The sequence below is a fragment of the Ramlibacter sp. genome (genome assembly GCF_035655895.1).
GTDB lineage: Bacteria > Pseudomonadota > Gammaproteobacteria > Burkholderiales > Burkholderiaceae_C > Ramlibacter.
The window spans coordinates 90,947-107,698 of record NZ_DASRTN010000011.1 but is presented as its reverse complement, the minus strand read 5'-3'; the positions used below and the strand labels follow the sequence as shown (position 1 = coordinate 107,698).

Here is a 16,752-nt window from a genome sequence, read left to right as displayed (position 1 = left end):
CTTGCCGGTTGGAAAAAGGGTCCACTGCGGAGTTTACACGCAAATGAGAATCCATCTCATTTAGAATGCATCCGCGTCCGACTGGGGCACGCGCTGGCGCCCACAGGGCTGCTCTCGGCACCTCTGCCTGATGGCATGCCATGGCGCGGCACGAGGGGCGTCACGCCTGATCGCGATGCTGCGAGAGGCATCGACGCGATCGGACACGGCATGCCGATCCGACGAGGACGCGAGGAGAGCGTGGGGTGACGGTGCGTCTCCTCAGGGAAAGGCCGCGTGCCCGGGCTCGGCATCTGGGAACGGCCTTCCGAAATAGCGGATCGTTGCTGGAGAACCTGGCCAAGCGCCGGCCAGGTGGGCCGTTCAGCGCGCGCATCCGCAACCGGGCCGCATCCGCACCCGTCGCATTGCGTCACGGGCGGTGTCCGATGCGGGCGGCGTCCTCAGGCGTGTCCGCCGCGGAAACTCAGTCCGGCTCGCCCATGGCGGACTGCATGTAGTTCTGCAGCCCGATCTTGGCCAGCAGGTCGAGCTGGGTCTCCAGGAAGTCGATGTGTTCCTCGGTGTCCTGCAGGATGTCCTTCAGGATCTCGCGCGAGACGTAGTCCTGCGCCTGTTCGCACACGGCGATGCCGGCCTTGACCGTGGCCTGCGCGGCGCGCTCGCTCTGCAGGTCGCCGTTGAGGATCTCGGGGATGTCCTCGCCCACGAGCAGCTTGCCCAGGTCCTGCAGGTTGGGCAGGCCGTCCAGCATCAGGATGCGCTCCATCAGCCGGTCGGCATGCTTCATCTCCCCGATGGACTCCTCGTATTCCTTCTTCGCCAGCTTGTCCAGGCCCCAGTGCTTCAGGATGCGGTAGTGCAGGAAGTACTGGTTGGTGGCGGTGAGTTCGTTCTTCAGCTGCGCCTGCAGGTGCTGGACGACTTGGGGATTGCCTTGCATGGGCGGTGCTCCATCGGTTCTTCTTCGGGGCGATTGTGGATCAAAAAGCAGGGCCCGCCGCGCGGCGATCGCCGCGGGCGGGCCCTGCACGGCACGGCCTCGGTCAGGCCGGCGCCGAGGTGCGGATCAGGTGGTCGAACGCGCCGAGTGCCGCCTTCGCCCCATCGCCGGCGGCGATGATGATCTGCTTGAACGGCACGGTGGTCGCATCGCCAGCGGCGAACACGCCCGGCACCGACGTCTGGCCCTTGGCGTCCACGATGATCTCGCCGTGGCGCGACAGCTCCAGGGTCCCCTTCAGCCACTCGGTGTTGGGCACCAGGCCGATCTGCACGAACACGCCTTCCAGCTCGATGCGCCGGTCCTCGCCACTTGCGCGGTCCTTGTAGACCAGGCCGTTGACCTTCTGGCCGTCGCCGGTCACCTCGGTCGTCTGCGCGTTCAGGATCGTGGTGACGTTCGGCAGCGAGGCGAGCTTGCGCTGCAGCACGGCGTCGGCCCGGAGCTGGTCCGCGAACTCGAGCAGCGTGACGTGGCCGACGATGCCGGCCAGGTCGATCGCCGCCTCGACCCCCGAGTTGCCGCCGCCGATCACCGCCACGCGCTTGCCCTTGAACAGCGGGCCGTCGCAGTGCGGGCAGTAGGCCACGCCCTTGTTGCGGTACTGCTGCTCACCCGGCACACCCAGCTGGCGCCAGCGGGCGCCGGTCGACAGGATCACGCTGCGCGCCTTGAGCGCGGCGCCGTTCTCCAGCTCGACCTCGATCAGGTCGGCACCGGGCTTGAGCGCCTTGGCACGCTGCAGGTTCATGATGTCCACGTCGTAGTGGCGCACGTGCTCCTCGAGGGCGAGGGCGAACTTGGGTCCCTCGGTCTCCTTGACGGACACGAAGTTCTCGATGCCCAGGGTGTCGAGCACCTGGCCGCCAAAGCGCTCCGACGCGACGCCGGTGCGGATGCCCTTGCGCGCGGCATACACCGCGGCTGCGGCGCCCGCGGGGCCGCCGCCGACGATCAGCACGTCGAACGGATCCTTCGCAGCGATCTTCTTGGCTTCACGCTCGGTGCCGCTGGCATCGACCTTGGCGAGGATTTCCTCCAGGCTCATGCGGCCGGTGCCGAACATCGTGCCGTTCAGGAACACGGTCGGCACGCCCATGATCTGGCGCTGCTCGATCTCGTCCTGGAACAGGCTGCCCTCGACCATCGTGGTCTTGATGCGCGGGTTCTGGACAGCCATCAGGTTCAAGGCCTGCACCACGTCCGGGCAGTTGTGGCACGTGAGCGAGACGTAGACCTCGAACTCCAGATCCTGGTCGAGCGCGCGGATCTGCTCGAGCACGTCCTGTTCCACCTTCGGCGGGTAACCGCCGATCTGCAGCAGCGCGAGCACCAGCGAGGTGAACTCGTGGCCCATCGGCAGCCCGGCGAAGCGCGGGCCATGGTTCTCGCCGGGCCGGTTGACCGCGAACGAGGGGGTGCGGTGCGGGCCGCCCGGCTCGCGCGTCTCGGTCACGCGCACCAGCGGCGAGGCTTCGGCGATGTCACGCAGCAGGGCCTGCATCTCGCGGGAGGCCGGCGTGTCGTCGAGGACGGCGGTGATCTCCACCGGCTGCGAGATGCGTTGCAGGTAGGCGGCGAGCTGGGCTTTGAGGCTGGCGTCGAGCATGGTTCGGATCCCTGGATGTCGAGTTCGAGAAACAGCAAGGCCCGGGGCGCAGGGCGCACCCGGGCCTTGACGGTGCGGGTGTGCCGGCTTAGATCTTGCCGACCAGGTCGAGCGAGGGCTTCAGCGTCTCGGCGCCTTCGCTCCACTTGGCGGGGCAGACCTCGCCCGGGTGCGCGGCGATGTACTGCGCGGCCTTCACGCGGCGCAGCGTTTCCTTGGCGTCACGGCCGATGCCGTTGTCGTGCACCTCGATGGTCTTGATGCGACCCTCGGGATCGATCACGAACGTGCCGCGCAGCGCCAGGCCGGTGTCCTCGCCCTCGGTGATCAGCACCTGGAAGAAACGGGCCAGCTGGTGGCTCGGGTCGCCGATCAGCGGGTACTGCACCTTCTTGATGGTGTCCGAGGTGTCGTGCCAGGCCTTGTGGGTGAAGTGGGTGTCGGTGGACACGCCGTAGATCTCCACGCCCAGCTTCTTGAATTCGGCGTAGTTGTCGGCCAGATCGCCCAGCTCGGTCGGGCACACGAAGGTGAAGTCGGCCGGGTAGAACACGACCACCGACCACTTGCCCTTGAGGGAATCCTGGCTCACCGGCACGAACTTGCCGTTGTGGTAGGCCGTGGCCTGGAAGGGAGGGACTTGCTGGTTGATCAGGGACATGGTGTTTCCTCTCGAGTAGTGGCGAAGAAGTGCAAACGCGGACCAGAGATTAGGCCCGCCGGCGCAATTGATCCAATTTATTGGTTCAATGCGATGCATCGCCTGTGGCTATCGGCGGCGAAACCGCAGTGCCACGGGCGGTGCTGGGGACTGGCAAGCGCGGCGACGCCATGCCAGACATCAGTATTCCAGCCGTTCCGGCCGGATCTCCTGCAGGATGGTGGTGGCGATCTCCTCGATGGACTTGGTCGTGGTCGACAGCCACCGGATGCCGGCGCGCCGCATCATGGCTTCCGCCTCGGCCACCTCCGTGCGGCAGTTCTCCAGGGCCGCGTAGCGCGACTGGGGGCGACGCTCGTTGCGGATCTCCGCCAGCCGCTCGGGCTGGATGGTCAGGCCGAAGATCTTCTTGCGGTGCGGCACCAGCGCCGGCGGCAGCTGCTGCCGCTCGAAATCCTCGGGGATCAGCGGGTAGTTGGCCGCCTTCAGTCCGTGCTGCATGGCCAGGTAGAGCGAGGTGGGTGTCTTGCCGCTGCGGCTGACGCCCACCAGGATGACGTCGGCCTGCTCCAGGTCGCGGTTGCTCTGGCCGTCGTCGTGCGCCAGGCTGAAATTGATCGCCTCGATCCGGTCGTGGTACTCCTTGCTCTTGCTCACGTCGGAAAAGCGGCCCACGCGGTGGTTCGACTTCATGCCCAGTTCGATCTCCAGCGGGCGCACGAAGGTGCCGAACATGTCCAGCAGCATGCCCCGGCAGCCTTCCTCGATCACCTGCAGGATCTCCACGTTGACCAGCGTGGTGAACACGATGGGCTTGCGGCCTTCGAGCTCTGCCGTGTGGTTGACCTGCCGCACCACCTGGTGCGCCTTGTCGACCGTGTCGATGAAGGGCAGGCGCACGTGGCGCGGCTTGAACTCGAACTGCGCCAGGATGGCATTGCCGAACGTCTCGGCGGTGATGCCGGTGCCGTCGGAGATGAAGAACACGGTGCGGGAGTGCATGGCCACGGGGGAACTTTCAGTCGTGCTGCAAGGCCACGGACAGCCCCGCTTGCCTACAATGGCCGGCAATTATCTGACGCCTGTCCATGTCCGCCTCCGGCCCATTCGAACAACACCAAAGCCCGCCGGCTGGACAGCGCCCGCGCCCCTCGCGCGCAGACCCGGTTTCAACTTCTGGAGCTTCCCCATGTCTGCACTCTTCAACGCGACCGCCCTGGTCGTTCCGTTTGAGAACCTGAGAATGTCCGACGTCGAGGCGGTCGGCGGCAAGAACGCCAGCCTCGGCGAGATGATCTCGCAGCTGCCCCAGGGCGTGCGCGTGCCCACCGGCTTCGCCACCACCGCCCACGCGTTCCGCCAGTTCCTCGCGCATGACGGCCTCGACAAGCGCATCCAGGCGCGCCTGGAGACGCTGGACACCGAGGATGTCCGCGCGCTGGCGGCGGCCGGGGCCGAGATCCGCGGCTGGGTCGAAGCCCAACCGTTCCCGGCCGACCTGGAACGCGAGATCCGCGCTGCCTTCGAGACGCTCCAGGGCGGCAATGCGCAGGCCAGCTTTGCCGTGCGCTCGTCGGCCACCGCCGAAGACCTGCCCGATGCGTCGTTCGCCGGCCAGCAGGAAACCTTCCTGAACGTGGTCGGCATCGACGACGTGCTGCACAAGATAAAGGAGGTGTTCGCCTCCCTCTACAACGACCGCGCCATCAGCTACCGCGTCCACAAGGGCTTCACCCACGCCGAGGTCGCGCTGTCGGCCGGCGTGCAGCGGATGGTGCGCAGCGACCTGGGCGCCGCCGGCGTCATGTTCACCATCGACACCGAGTCGGGGTTCCCCGACGTCGTCTTCATCACCTCCAGCTACGGCCTGGGTGAGACGGTGGTGCAGGGCGCGGTGAACCCGGACGAGTTCTACGTGCACAAGCCGATGCTGGAAGCCGGCAAGCGCGCAGTGATCCGGCGCAACCTCGGCTCCAAACTGATCCAGATGGTGTTCGGCAGCGCCGAGGAGAAGCGCGCCACCGGCAAGCTGGTCAAGACGATCGACGTCCCGCTGGAGCAGCGCAACCGCTATTCCCTCACCGACGCCGATGTCGAGCAGCTCGCCCGGTACGCCTTGGTGATCGAGAAGCACTACGGCCGCCCGATGGACATCGAGTGGGGCAAGGACGGCCTGGACGGCCAGCTCTACATCCTGCAGGCCCGCCCGGAGACGGTGAAGAGCCAGGAGCAGGGCAAGGCCGAGATGCGCTACAAGCTCAAGGGCAAGGGCAGCGTCCTGGCCGAGGGCCGGGCCATCGGCCAGAAGATCGGCACCGGTCCCGTCCGGCTGGTGCACAACATCTCCGAGATGGACAAGGTCCAGGCCGGCGACGTGCTCGTGACCGACATGACCGATCCGAACTGGGAACCGGTGATGAAGCGCGCCAGCGCCATCGTGACCAACCGCGGCGGCCGCACCTGCCATGCCGCGATCATCGCGCGCGAGCTCGGCATCCCGGCGGTGGTGGGCTGCGGCGACGCCACCGCGCTGCTGAAGGACGGCACGCTGGTCACCGTCAGCTGCGCCGAAGGCGACACCGGCTTCATCTACGACGGCCTGCTCGAGACCGAGGTGAGCGAAGTCCAGCGCGGCGAGATGCCCGACATCCCGGTCAAGATGACGATGAACGTCGGCAATCCCCAGCTGGCGTTCGACTTCGCGCAGCTGCCCAACCACGGGGTCGGCCTGGCGCGGCTCGAGTTCATCATCAACAACAACATCGGCGTCCACCCGAAGGCCATCCTGGACTACCCCAACGTCGATGGCGACCTGAAGAAGGCGGTCGAGTCGGTGGCCCGCGGCCACGCCTCGCCGCGTGCCTTCTACGTGGACAAGGTGGCCGAAGGCGTGGCCACCATCGCGGCGGCGTTCTGGCCCAAGCCGGTGATCGTGCGGCTCTCCGACTTCAAGAGCAACGAGTACCGCAAGCTGATCGGCGGATCCCGCTACGAGCCCGAGGAAGAGAACCCGATGCTCGGCTTCCGCGGAGCCGCGCGCTACCTGAGCGAGGACTTCCGCGAGGCCTTCGCCATGGAGTGCGAGGCGCTCCAGCGCGTGCGCCGGGAGATGGGCCTGACCAACGTCGAGATCATGGTGCCGTTCGTGCGCACGCTGGGACAGGCCGAGCGCGTCACCCAGCTGCTGGCGCAGCAGGGCCTCCAGCGCGGCCAGGACGGCCTGCGCCTGATCATGATGTGCGAGGTGCCCAGCAACGCGATCCTGGCCGATGAGTTCCTGGAGTTCTTCGACGGCTTCTCCGTCGGCTCCAACGATCTCACCCAGCTGACCCTCGGCCTGGACCGCGACTCGGGGCTGGAGCTGCTGGCGGCCGACTTCGACGAACGCGACCCGGCGGTCAAGGCGATGCTCAGCCGTGCAATCCAGGCCTGCCGCAAGCAGGGCAAGTACGTCGGCATCTGCGGGCAGGGCCCCAGCGACCACCCGGACTTTGCGCAATGGCTGGCGGACCAGGGCATCACCTCGATCTCGCTCAATCCGGACAGCGTGATCGCCACCTGGCAGCAGCTGGCCGCGCGCTGACGCCGCGAGCATTCCCTGGCTGCCTTCGGGCCGGATGAGATGATCCGGACCGGAGGCTCGACACGGATGGCTGACACCGACCCCCAGCGCGCCGGCTACGAACGGCGGTTGGGCCGCATCCTGGGGCTGTACATCCTCGGGTTGTGCAGCGTGCTGCTGCTGCTCGGCTGGGCCGAGCAGCGGGGGCTTGGCCGCCAGTGGCTCGGGCCGCTGCTGCTGTTCGCCACCGTCATGGTCTACGCGGCCATCGGCATCTGGGGCCGCACCACGGTCCCGGTCGAGTACTACGTCGCGGGCCGCCGCATCCCCCCGCTCTACAACGGAATGGCGACCGCCGCGGACTGGATGAGCGCGGCGTCGTTCATCAGCCTGGCCGGCGGCCTGTACCTCCAGGGGTTCACCGGGACGCCGGGCCACCCCGGCGGGCTGGCGTACGTGCTGGGCTGGACCGGCGGCTTCTGCCTGGTGGCCCTGCTGGTCGCGCCGTACCTGCGCAGCCTCCAGCTGTACACACTGCCCGACTACTTCCAGCTGCGCTATGGCGGCGCGTGGCCGCGTCGGCTGGCGGCGCTGGGCGCCATCGCCTGCTCGTTCACCTACGTGGTCGCGCAAATCTACGGCATCGGCCTGATCGCTTCGCGGCTGACCGGCGTGCAGTTCGAGATCGGCATTCTGCTCGGCCTGGGCGGGGTGCTGCTGTGCTCCTTCCTCGGGGGCATGCGCGCGGTGACCTGGACGCAGGTGGCGCAGTACGTGATCCTGCTGCTGGCCTTCCTGATCCCAGTGTCCTGGCTGGCGTACAAGCAGCTGGGCAACCCGCTGGCGCCGCTGGTGGCGGGCAAGCAGCTGGAGAAGATCGAGGACATCGAGCGCCGGCTGGTCGATGCACCCGACGAGAAGCAGGTCCAGGCCGAGTACCTGCGGCGCGCCGATCGCTACCAGGCGTGGCTGGCCGACATCGATGCGTCGCTGGAGCGCGAACGGGCCGCCGCCCAGGACCGCGTCCGCCGCCTGAAGCGCGAGGGCGCCGATTCGGCCCTCATCGTCGCGGCCCATCGGGAACTGGCCGCCTTGCCCAAGGACGCGCAGGCCGCGCGCGAGGCCTGGACGCGCGCCCTGCACGAGAGCCTGGAGCGGGCCCGACCGCTCACCGGGCTGCCGTTGCATGGGCGCCCCTTCGCCGGCGATCCCGACGGCACCGTCGCCGAGCAGGAGGCGTTCTCGTCCACCCGGCGCAACTTCCTGGCCTTGATGTTCGTCCTGATGGCGGGCACGGCCGGCCTGCCGCACCTGCTGACGCGCTTCTACACCACCACCGGCGTGCCACAGACGCGCGAATCGGTCGCCTGGGCACTCTTCTTCATCTCGCTGCTCTACCTGAGCGTGCCGGCACTGGCGGTGCTGGTGAAATTCGAGGTGATGCAGCACCTGGTCGGCAGCCGCTTCGACGCGCTCCCCACCTGGATCGTGCAGTGGGCCCGGGTCGATCCGGGGCTCGTGTCGGTGAGCGACGTCAATGGCGACGGACGGGTGCAATTCGGCGAGATCCGGCTCGGCGCCGACGTGATCATGCTGGCCACTCCCGAGATCGGCGGCCTGCCTTACGTGGTGTCGGCGCTGGTGGCGGCGGGTGGCCTCGCCGCGGCCCTGTCCACCGCCGACGGTCTGCTGCTGACGATCAGCAATGCGATGGTGCGCGACCTCTACAGCCAGGATGTCGCCAACCGCATGGCCGCGGAGCAGCGGGTCATCCTGTCCAAGTTCGCGCTGCTGTCCGTGGCCCTGCTGGCCGCCCTGGTCGCGGCGCTCAAGCCGGCCGACATCCTGCCGCTCGTGTCCGCGTCGTTCTCGCTGGCGGCCGCCACGTTCGTGCCGGCCCTCGTGCTGGGCATCTTCTGGCGCGGCTCGACCCGGGCCGGCGCGGTCGTGGGGATGGCCGCCGGCCTCGGCGTGACGGTCTACTACCTCGCCCTGAATGCGCCCTGGTTGCGGGCATTCCTCGGCCTGCAGGGCGCCAGTTCGCTGTGGTTCGGGATCGTGCCCGTCTGCGCCGGCGTGTTCGGCGTGGCCCTGGGTGTCGCCGCGACCGTCCTCGTCAGCCTGGTCACCCGGCAGGGCGAGGCGGGCTGATGCCCCGGCCACCATGCGCGGGACGATCGGCCGCTACCATCGGGCCGTGAACGCCGTGCCGCCGTCCGGTCCGCCGCTGCCTGCGCCGCTGCCTCGCGCTTACTGGCGCCGCACGCTGCGTGCCACCGCACTTCTGCTGGCCGTGTGGTTCGCCGTCACGTTCGTGATCGCGTTCTTCGCCCGCGACCTGCAGTTCCACGTGTTCGGCTGGCCATTCAGCTTCTGGGTGGGCGCACAGGGCGGACTGGCGGTCTACGTGGGCATCACCTGGTGGTACGCCCGGACGATGCGCCGGCTCGACCGCGAGCACGGCATCGGGGAGGACGGTCTGCCGCTCCATGCGGCCGAGCCGCAGGAGGGAATGGGCAGGCCCGGCGGCGGCATCGTATAATCGCGGGCTTGCCTTGCCGCACCCCGTCTTGACGCCGGGGGCGGCTGCCACTGCCGGCACCCTGGTGAGAGCTCGGGTTGCGGCGCCATCCTCAAGGAGAGTCCATGCGTCATTATGAAATCGTGCTGCTGATCCACCCGGACCAGAGCGAGCAGGTTCCGGCCATGCTGGAGCGTTACAAGGGCATGATCACCGCCGGCGGCGGCAAGGTGCACCGTGTCGAGGACTGGGGCCGCCGCCAGCTGGCCTACCAGATCAACAAGCTCGCCAAGGCGCACTACCTGTGCGTGAACATCGAGGCCGACCAGAACGTGATGGGCGAACTCGAGCACGCCTTCCGCTTCAACGACGCCGTGCTGCGCCACCTGACGGTGCAGAAGAAGAAGGCCGAGACCGGCCCGTCGTCGATGATGAAGACGGTCGAGCGCGAGGAAGCTCGCAAGGCCCAGCAGGCGGAGTACCAGTCGTAAGACGCTCGCCGTTGCGGCACGCTCCGAGGTGAACCAGGTCGCGCTGACGGCGCGCATCACCGAGGCCAGCGCACTGCGCTACACGCCCGCCGGCCTGCCGGCACTGGATTTCCGGCTCGAACACGAATCGGAAATCCGCGAGGCGGGGCAGTTGCGGCAGGTCAAGGCGGCGGTCCGCGCGGTGGTGATCGGCAGCCTGGCGGAGACCATCGTCCGCCAGCCGATCGGCAGCCTCTGGACCTTCACCGGCTTCCTGGCGACCCCGCGCAACGGCAAGCACTCCGTGCTCCACATCCAATCGTTCGAATCAGCGTAAAGAGGCACACACATGGCCACGTTCAAGAAATTCAACAAGGACAAGCGTCCGAAGCGCAACACCCAGTCGCTGCTGTTCAAGCGCAAGCGCTTCTGCCGCTTCACCGTCGCCGGCGTCGAGGAAATCGACTACAAGGACGTCGACACCCTGCGCGACTTCATCTCCGAGAATGGCAAGATCATCCCGGCGCGCCTGACCGGCACGCGCGCGATCTACCAGCGCCAGCTCAACACCGCCATCAAGCGCGCGCGCTTCCTGGCCATGGTCCCGTACAGCGACCAGCACCGCATCTAAGAGGAGCCGAGAACCATGCAAGTCATTCTTCTCGACAAGGTCGTGAACCTGGGCGGTCTCGGTGAGATCGTCAAGGTCAAGGACGGCTACGCCCGCAACTTCCTGATCCCGACGGGCCGCGCCCGCCGCGCCACCGAAGCCAACAAGGCCGAGTTCGAAGCCAAGCGCGCCGAGCTGGAGAAGGCCGCGGCCGCCAAGCTGGCCGAGTCGCAGGCGCAAGGCGAGAAGCTCGCCGGCACCACCCTCAAGCTGACCCAGAAAGCGGGCGTCGACGGCCGCCTGTTCGGCTCGGTCACCAACTTCGACATCGCCGAAGAACTGGGCCGCCAGGGCTACAAGGTCGCCAAGTCGCAGGTGCGCATGCCCAACGGCCCGATCAAGACCGTCGGTGACTCCACCGTCAGCGTCGCGCTCCACACCGACGTCGTGGTGGACATCAACGTCACCGTGTACGGCGAGACGGCGTAAGCACGTTCCCTGGTTCGGGGCGGGCTGCCCGCAGCCTGCCCCCCCAAAGCAGAAGACCGGCCGCGTGCCGGTCTTCTGCTTTGCGGGCCACGGAGAGAACCAGGCCCGCGGAGGTCCGCACGCGCCCGGCCGAAGGGTGGATGAGCGGGCCCCTTCAATGGGCGGCGGCGCGGGCTGTGGCACGTCGGTCCGACCTCACGGATGGCACCTGCCTTGGCGTCGATCGATCGGTGTGGCGGCTCCACCCGGGCCTGCGGAGGCGGTCGACCCGCGGGCCGGCGACCGCTCTATTCGCCGGCGTGGCGTTGGACCCGCAGTGAAACGCGCTCGCGCAGCCGCCACCGCGCCGCGTCCGTCAGCATGCGGCCCGCCCATCGGTACACATTGAACTCGCGCACGGTGCTGCGTAGGTTGGCCATGCGCTCGCGCTGTTCGGCCGCGGGCATGGTGAGGGCGCGGTGCAGCGCGTCGGCCACTTCCTCGACGTGGTAGGGGTTGACGATCAGGGCTTCCGGCATGTCGCGTGCCGCGCCGGCGAACCGGCTGAGGATCAGGACACCCTGTTCGTCGTCGCGCGCAGCGACGAATTCCTTGCACACGAGGTTCATGCCGTCATGCAGGCTGGTGACCAGGCAGGCGTCGGCCGCGCGGTACAGCCGGTTGACGGCATCGTGTTCGTGGTGTTCCGCCAGCAGCCGCACCACGTCGCGGCCGCCGGTGGCAAAGCGCTGGTTGATCCGCTGCGCGACCTGCTGGATGCGCTGCTGGAAGGCCTGGTATTCCTCCAGGGTGGCGCGGGTGGGCGCCGCGACCTGCACGAAGGTGAATCGGTCGCGCCATTGCGGATACTTCTCCAGCAGCCGCTCCACCGCGTGCAGGCGCTCCAGGATGCCCTTGGTGTAGTCGAACCGGTCCACGCCGACGGCGAGCTGGTGGTCGCGCGGAATCCCGAGCTGCTCGCCGACCTGGCGGCGGCAGTCGGCCGGAGACGGCCAGTGCTGCGCGGCCTGTGGCGTGGGCCACTCGATGGAGATGGGGTAGGCCTCGACGAAGGTCTGCTCCCCGCGGAACGAGATGGCCGAATGCTCGTGTTCGATGCGCGCCTCGAGGTAGCGGTCGACGGCATCGATGAAGTTCTTGCAGTGGAACGGCGTGTGGAAGCCCAGGATGGTGCTGCCCAGCATTCCTTCGAGGATCTCGGCGCGCCACGGGCAGATGCCGAACGACTCCGGATTGGGCCAGGGGATGTGCCAGAACGTGAGGATGGTCGCGCGCGGCAGCTTGCGACGCACCATCGCCGGCAGCAGCGCGAAGTGGTAGTCCTGCACGAGGACGACCGGGTCGTCGCCCCGGGCCTCCGCCACCACCGCGTCGGCGAACCGCTCGTTCACCTCGCGGTAATGCTGCCAGTCGGCTTCGCGGAACACCGGCCGCACGTGCGCCACGTGGCACAGCGGCCAGAGACCTTCGTTGGCGAAACCGTAGTAGTAGCCCTGCTCCTGCTCCGGCGTGAGCCAGATCCGGCGCAGGCGGTACTCGTCCTCGCCCGGCGGCAGCGAGACGTGGTCGCGGCGGTCCACCACGTCGCGGTCGGCCGTGCCGCTGCCATGCGCGATCCAGGTGCCGGAGCAGGCCCGCATCACCGGCTCGACCGCCGTGACGAGGCCGCTGGCCGGGCGCCGCACGGCGACGCTGCCGTCCGGGCGGCGGTCGTGGATGTAGGGCTCGCGGTTGGAGACCACGATGACCTGGTCGCCGCGCAGCTGCGTCTTGAGCAGCGACTGCAGTCGCTGGGCATCCCAGCCGGCCTCGTGCTCCCGGTTGCGCCGGTACTCGTCCTCCAGATCGCGCATGCGCGAACGCAGTTCTTCGGCCAGCGGGGCGAGCTCCGGGGCGGGCGACGAGAGCGGCCGCACCAGCCCTTCGCCGCGCAGGAGGGCGCGCGTGCCCGACACCCAGCCGCGCCAGCTCCACTGCGCCACTGCCATGGTCACCAGCGCCATGATGGCGCCGGTGCCCGCCAGCAGCAGGATCAGGTAGCGGCGGGTGTCCTGGCTGCGGCGCTCGATGAAGCTCAGGTCGTGCATCAGGACGAGGTGGCCGACCGGCCCCGCCTCGGCCTGGATCGCGTGCATGCTCAGGAGCACCGGCCCGCCCTCGATGCGAAGCTCGGGATCGGGCCGACCCGCCACCTCGCCGGCCTCGCCGCACGACAGGTTCGTGGGGAAGCTCGGGGTGCGCACCAGCAGTTGCCCAAGGGGCGAGCACCAGCCGATCGCGACCAGGCGCTCGTCCTGCACCGCGCGGTTGAAGAGGGCCTGCAGTTTGCGCCCCCGGGGGTCCTGCAAGGCTTCCGCGACCGACTCGGAGAGCGCGTTGGCGACGAGCGCGCCACGCATGTTCAGGTCGCGCGCGAACCAGCGCAGCGTGAGCCGGTCCATCACGGGCAGTGCGAGGTAGGCCGCCGCAGTGATCACCAGAACCAGCGGCAGCAGGAAACGGAGCTGGAGATTGAAGGTCTTCATCGACAGGAGGGCGCCGCGGCACGTCGGCCGGGCGTTCGGGGGGTGGACTGTAGCCTGCCTCGGCAGTGAACGGGCGTGATCTCCACAGGCTCCGGAAGTTCCCCCACTGGCTCTGCACTTGTTATCCACAGCGTTGTGCAATGACCCGGTCCGCTCGGCGGCGTACCATTGACCTCCCTTCCGAGCCATCCAGATGTCTGCTGTCCTGAGTCCTGTCGACGACCACTTCCATGGCGACCGCCAGATCGCGCAACTGCGCGTGCCGCCGCATTCGGTCGAGGCCGAATCCAGCGTGCTGGGTGGCCTGCTGCTGGACAACGGCGCCTGGGACCGGGTCGGCGACCTGCTCACCGACGGCGACTTCTACCGTTACGAGCACAAGCTGGTCTACGCTGCCATCGGCGCGCTGATCAACGCCAGCCGTCCGGCCGACGTGATCACGGTGTTCGAGCACCTGCAGAACCTGGGCAAGGCGGAAGAGGTGGGCGGGCTGGCCTACCTGAATTCGCTGGCGCAGTACGTTCCGAGCGCGAGCAACATCCGTCGCTACGCCGAGATCGTGCGCGAGCGCTCGATCCTGCGCAAGCTGGTGTCTGCGTCCGACGAGATCGCCACCGCCGCCTTCAACACGCAAGGCAAGGCCGTCGACCAGATCCTCGACGAGGCCGAGCAGAAGATCTTCAACATCGGCGAGGAAGGCTCGCGGATGAAGCAAGGGTTCCAGGGCATGGACAGCCTGGTGGTGGAGCTGCTGGACCGGGTCCAGGAGATGGCCGACAACCCGAACGACATCACGGGCGTGCCCACCGGCTTCCACGACCTCGACCGCATGACCTCGGGCATGCAGGCCGGCGACATGATCGTGCTGGCGGCCCGGCCGTCGATGGGCAAGACGGCGTTCGCGATCAACATCGCCGAGCATGTGGCGCTGAACGAAGGCCTGCCGGTCGCGGTGTTCTCGATGGAAATGGGTGCGTCGCAGCTGGCAGTGCGGATCGTGGGCTCGATCGGCCGCATCGACCAGGGCCACTTGCGGACCGGCAAGCTCAACGACGACGAATGGCCCCGCCTGACGGAGGCGATCGAGAAGCTCCGCAACGTCTCGTTGCACATCGACGAGACGCCCGGCCTCACCGTGAGCGAACTGCGCGCGAACGCACGGCGGCTGGCGCGCCAGTGCGGCGGCAAGCTGGGCCTCATCGTGATCGACTACCTGCAGCTGATGAGCGTGTCGTCGGGCATGAGTGACGAGAACCGCGCCACGGCCGTGGGCGAGATCTCGCGCGGCCTCAAGATGCTGGCCAAGGAATTGGGCTGTCCGGTGATCGCGCTGTCGCAGTTGTCGCGCGGCGTGGAATCGCGCACCGACAAGCGCCCGATGATGAGCGACCTGCGCGAGTCGGGCGCCATCGAGCAGGACGCCGACGTGATCATGTTCATCTACCGCGACGACTACTACAACAAGGACTCCAAGGAGCCCGGTGTCGCCGAGATCATCATCAGCAAGCAGCGCAACGGCCCCACCGGGACCGTCAAGCTCGCGTTCCTGAAGCCGCTGACGAAATTCGAGTCGCTCGCCAGCGGCGGCGGCATGGACGACTTCTGAGGCGCCGCTCTCAGTAGGCCCAGAAGGGGCCCGGTCCCGCGCTGGTGCCGGCGCCCGAGATCGCCACGTAGACGCTGCGGCCGAAGAAGAACGGCAGACCCCAGTCGAAGCTCTGTGTCAACGACCCTGCGCTGCCCGCGACGTTGGCCGCGGCCGTGTTGGCCGTCAGCGCGCCGACGCTTTCGATGGTGAAGTCGATCGCCCTGGACGTTCCGTTCGCCCCGATCTGCGTCGCATTCAGCGCCAGGGTGCTCGTCGGGCAATAGAAGTCCGGGTTCGGCGAGCAGTTCGGAATGCCCGGGTCTGCGAAGAACAGGCCGTTCGAGCCGCTGTCCAGGAAGCTCTTGGGATAGGTCACGCCGTTGTAGACCGTGGTGAAGAAGCCCTGTGCGTCCGCCGTCAGCACCGTGGCGCTTCCCAGCTGGTTGTTCGGCTGCGTGTCGATGCCCAGGACCAGCGAACCCGTGACGACCGCTGCGCCACCGGTCGGCACGGGAGGAAGCACGACGACCACGCCGTTGTTGTCGGTGGGAAGCCGCGACACCGGGTTCGTCACCTGCGAGGCGACCGGCAACCTCGTCGCCGTGCAGGCGTTGCCGGAGCAACCGTAGTAGACCCCGGTGAGCGTGGTCGCGCAGCTCGTGCCGCAGTCTTGCTCGCGCAGCCCGACCCCCAGGATTCCGTTGATGCCGGAGGAGGCGCCCAGGTTGGCGCCGGTTCCACTGCAGGCTGCCGGCGGCACGGGCAGTTGCCCGTCGGCAATGACCTGGATCGGAACGCTGGGGGCGGTGAGAGTCGCCAGGCGGACGTCGGCGCGACGCACGCCGCCCCACGTGAAGCCGCTGGCGAACTGGGCGCATTCGCCCACGGGATCGCTGGAAGCGTTCGTCACCCGGGGGAGCGTGACGCCCGACAGTGCCGACGCCGAGAGCCGAAGGCCGTTCGAGCCGGTGTCAACGATCACGCGGTCGACGTCGACACAGGTCGAGGTGCCGGGCTCGCAGATGGTCACCGTCACGAACGGTGAATTGAACGCGGAACCGTCGGTGCCGCGGTCCACGCGGATCGCCAGCACGTTGCCGCCGGGGATCGACGGGCCTGCGACGGTGTTCGTGTTCTGCAGCCGCGTGGGGGCGGGGCTTCCTCCACCGCCACCACCGCAGCCGGCCAGGAACGTGAACAGAAGGAAGGCGGGCAGCCAGGAGGCGAACCGGAGGAGTTGGGGTCGTGTCACGGAAGGGTGCGTGGATCGAATCCGACGGGCAATTGTGCGGGCAGCCAGGCGCGGCCCTGGAAGGCTCCCATGCGGCCGGCGGACATGACGACCAGATCGGGGCGCGAGATGCTGAGGGCGGAGGTGCGACCGCGCGATCCGTCCTGCGCCTGGGTCAGCGCCGAGAACGACGGCCCGAGCAGTGCCCGCAGGTCCGGCAGGAAGGGGCCGGACCAGGTCACCGCGAAGACGGTGCCGTGCAGGTCGGCGAATTCATGCACGGTCGTGCCCGTGTCCAGTTCGTGCTGCTGGTGCAGGTAGTCGGCGCCCGTGGCCGGATGCTCCTGCGTGAGCGCTGCACGCGTGTCGGGGGCGCTGGCCTCCAGGCGCGATCCGAGCGAGGCGCCCGCGGAGCCGGCGCAGGCCAGCAGGGCGGTGGCGAGAAGGGTCTTCATGCAGGTCTCCGGTGCGGGTCCTGGTGGG

At 68.2% G+C, this 16,752-nt stretch carries 15 protein-coding genes; 8 read left to right on the top strand and 7 right to left on the bottom strand.

Annotated elements, in window-relative coordinates:
• Positions 1-466: 466 nt before the first annotated feature.
• From bfr to ppsR, 4 genes are all read right to left on the bottom strand, one after another.
• A complete protein-coding gene (gene bfr / locus VFE82_RS12890; protein WP_325000722.1) occupies positions 467-943 on the bottom strand; it encodes a bacterioferritin in 477 nt (158 codons plus the stop codon).
• 103 nt (positions 944-1,046) lie between these two features.
• A complete protein-coding gene (gene ahpF / locus VFE82_RS12885; RefSeq protein ID WP_325000721.1) occupies positions 1,047-2,612 on the bottom strand; it encodes an alkyl hydroperoxide reductase subunit F in 1,566 nt (521 codons plus the stop codon).
• Between the two features lie 88 nt (positions 2,613-2,700).
• Positions 2,701-3,273, bottom strand: coding sequence for an alkyl hydroperoxide reductase subunit C (ahpC, locus tag VFE82_RS12880; protein ID WP_325000720.1), 573 nt, complete (start codon positions 3,271-3,273; stop codon positions 2,701-2,703).
• Between the two features lie 180 nt (positions 3,274-3,453).
• Positions 3,454-4,275, bottom strand: coding sequence for a posphoenolpyruvate synthetase regulatory kinase/phosphorylase PpsR (gene ppsR, locus VFE82_RS12875; protein WP_325000719.1), 822 nt, complete (start codon positions 4,273-4,275; stop codon positions 3,454-3,456).
• Between the two features lie 187 nt (positions 4,276-4,462).
• Here ppsR and ppsA point away from each other — a divergent pair, with 187 nt between their 5' ends.
• The 7 genes from ppsA (at position 4,463) to rplI (ending at position 10,925) form a co-directional block, all read left to right on the top strand.
• Positions 4,463-6,856 carry a phosphoenolpyruvate synthase gene (ppsA, locus tag VFE82_RS12870; protein WP_325000718.1) on the top strand — a complete coding sequence of 798 codons (2,394 nt, stop codon included), beginning with the start codon at positions 4,463-4,465 and terminating at the stop codon, positions 6,854-6,856.
• 66 nt (positions 6,857-6,922) lie between these two features.
• Positions 6,923-8,986: a VC_2705 family sodium/solute symporter gene (locus tag VFE82_RS12865; protein WP_325000717.1), complete on the top strand. Its 2,064-nt coding sequence runs from the start codon at positions 6,923-6,925 to the stop codon at positions 8,984-8,986.
• 46 nt (positions 8,987-9,032) lie between these two features.
• Positions 9,033-9,377, top strand: coding sequence for a DUF4212 domain-containing protein (locus VFE82_RS12860; protein WP_325000716.1), 345 nt, complete (start codon positions 9,033-9,035; stop codon positions 9,375-9,377).
• Positions 9,378-9,481: 104 nt separating this feature from the next.
• Positions 9,482-9,847, top strand: coding sequence for a 30S ribosomal protein S6 (gene rpsF / locus VFE82_RS12855; protein WP_325000715.1), 366 nt, complete (start codon positions 9,482-9,484; stop codon positions 9,845-9,847).
• 28 nt (positions 9,848-9,875) lie between these two features.
• Positions 9,876-10,163 carry a primosomal replication protein N gene (gene priB / locus VFE82_RS12850; RefSeq protein ID WP_325000714.1) on the top strand — a complete coding sequence of 96 codons (288 nt, stop codon included), beginning with the start codon at positions 9,876-9,878 and terminating at the stop codon, positions 10,161-10,163.
• Between the two features lie 12 nt (positions 10,164-10,175).
• The gene (gene rpsR, locus VFE82_RS12845) at positions 10,176-10,457 is read left to right on the top strand and encodes a 30S ribosomal protein S18 (RefSeq protein ID WP_325000713.1); all 282 of its coding nucleotides are present in this window, start codon (positions 10,176-10,178) and stop codon (positions 10,455-10,457) included.
• 15 nt (positions 10,458-10,472) lie between these two features.
• Positions 10,473-10,925 (top strand): 50S ribosomal protein L9, encoded by a 453-nt coding sequence (gene rplI, locus VFE82_RS12840; protein WP_325000712.1) that lies wholly within the window; start codon positions 10,473-10,475, stop codon positions 10,923-10,925.
• A 287-nt stretch (positions 10,926-11,212) separates the two neighbouring features.
• On the opposite strand, the gene VFE82_RS12835 is transcribed toward rplI, so the two are convergent.
• Complete coding sequence (locus VFE82_RS12835; protein WP_325000711.1) at positions 11,213-13,450, bottom strand: trehalose-6-phosphate synthase; 2,238 nt, start codon at positions 13,448-13,450, stop codon at positions 11,213-11,215.
• Positions 13,451-13,643: 193 nt separating this feature from the next.
• Between VFE82_RS12835 and dnaB the strand changes: the two genes are divergently transcribed.
• Positions 13,644-15,056: a replicative DNA helicase gene (gene dnaB / locus VFE82_RS12830; RefSeq protein WP_325000710.1), complete on the top strand. Its 1,413-nt coding sequence runs from the start codon at positions 13,644-13,646 to the stop codon at positions 15,054-15,056.
• Between the two features lie 10 nt (positions 15,057-15,066).
• Here the strand turns inward: dnaB and VFE82_RS12825 are convergent, their stop codons facing one another.
• Entirely contained in the window at positions 15,067-16,290 is a 1,224-nt protein-coding gene (locus VFE82_RS12825) for a DUF3443 family protein (protein ID WP_325000709.1), read from the bottom strand.
• Positions 16,287-16,724: a DUF2844 domain-containing protein gene (locus tag VFE82_RS12820; RefSeq protein ID WP_325000708.1), complete on the bottom strand. Its 438-nt coding sequence runs from the start codon at positions 16,722-16,724 to the stop codon at positions 16,287-16,289. The genes VFE82_RS12825 and VFE82_RS12820 overlap by 4 nt, the downstream gene beginning before the upstream one ends.
• Between the last annotated feature and the right edge of the window lie 28 nt (positions 16,725-16,752).

Excerpts from the sequence above, each read along its gene's own strand:
- VFE82_RS12835 (WP_325000711.1), bottom strand. The coding sequence starts at position 13,450 with ATGAAGACCTTCAATCTCCAGCTCCGTTTCCTGCTGCCGCTGGTTCTG.
- dnaB (WP_325000710.1), top strand. The coding sequence starts at position 13,644 with ATGTCTGCTGTCCTGAGTCCTGTCGACGACCACTTCCATGGCGACCGC.
- ppsR (WP_325000719.1), bottom strand. The coding sequence starts at position 4,275 with ATGCACTCCCGCACCGTGTTCTTCATCTCCGACGGCACCGGCATCACC.
- ppsA (WP_325000718.1), top strand. The coding sequence starts at position 4,463 with ATGTCTGCACTCTTCAACGCGACCGCCCTGGTCGTTCCGTTTGAGAAC.
- ahpF (WP_325000721.1), bottom strand. The coding sequence starts at position 2,612 with ATGCTCGACGCCAGCCTCAAAGCCCAGCTCGCCGCCTACCTGCAACGC.
- VFE82_RS12820 (WP_325000708.1), bottom strand. The coding sequence starts at position 16,724 with ATGAAGACCCTTCTCGCCACCGCCCTGCTGGCCTGCGCCGGCTCCGCG.
- rplI (WP_325000712.1), top strand. The coding sequence starts at position 10,473 with ATGCAAGTCATTCTTCTCGACAAGGTCGTGAACCTGGGCGGTCTCGGT.
- ahpC (WP_325000720.1), bottom strand. The coding sequence starts at position 3,273 with ATGTCCCTGATCAACCAGCAAGTCCCTCCCTTCCAGGCCACGGCCTAC.
- rpsF (WP_325000715.1), top strand. The coding sequence starts at position 9,482 with ATGCGTCATTATGAAATCGTGCTGCTGATCCACCCGGACCAGAGCGAG.
- VFE82_RS12865 (WP_325000717.1), top strand. The coding sequence starts at position 6,923 with ATGGCTGACACCGACCCCCAGCGCGCCGGCTACGAACGGCGGTTGGGC.
- rpsR (WP_325000713.1), top strand. The coding sequence starts at position 10,176 with ATGGCCACGTTCAAGAAATTCAACAAGGACAAGCGTCCGAAGCGCAAC.
- bfr (WP_325000722.1), bottom strand. The coding sequence starts at position 943 with ATGCAAGGCAATCCCCAAGTCGTCCAGCACCTGCAGGCGCAGCTGAAG.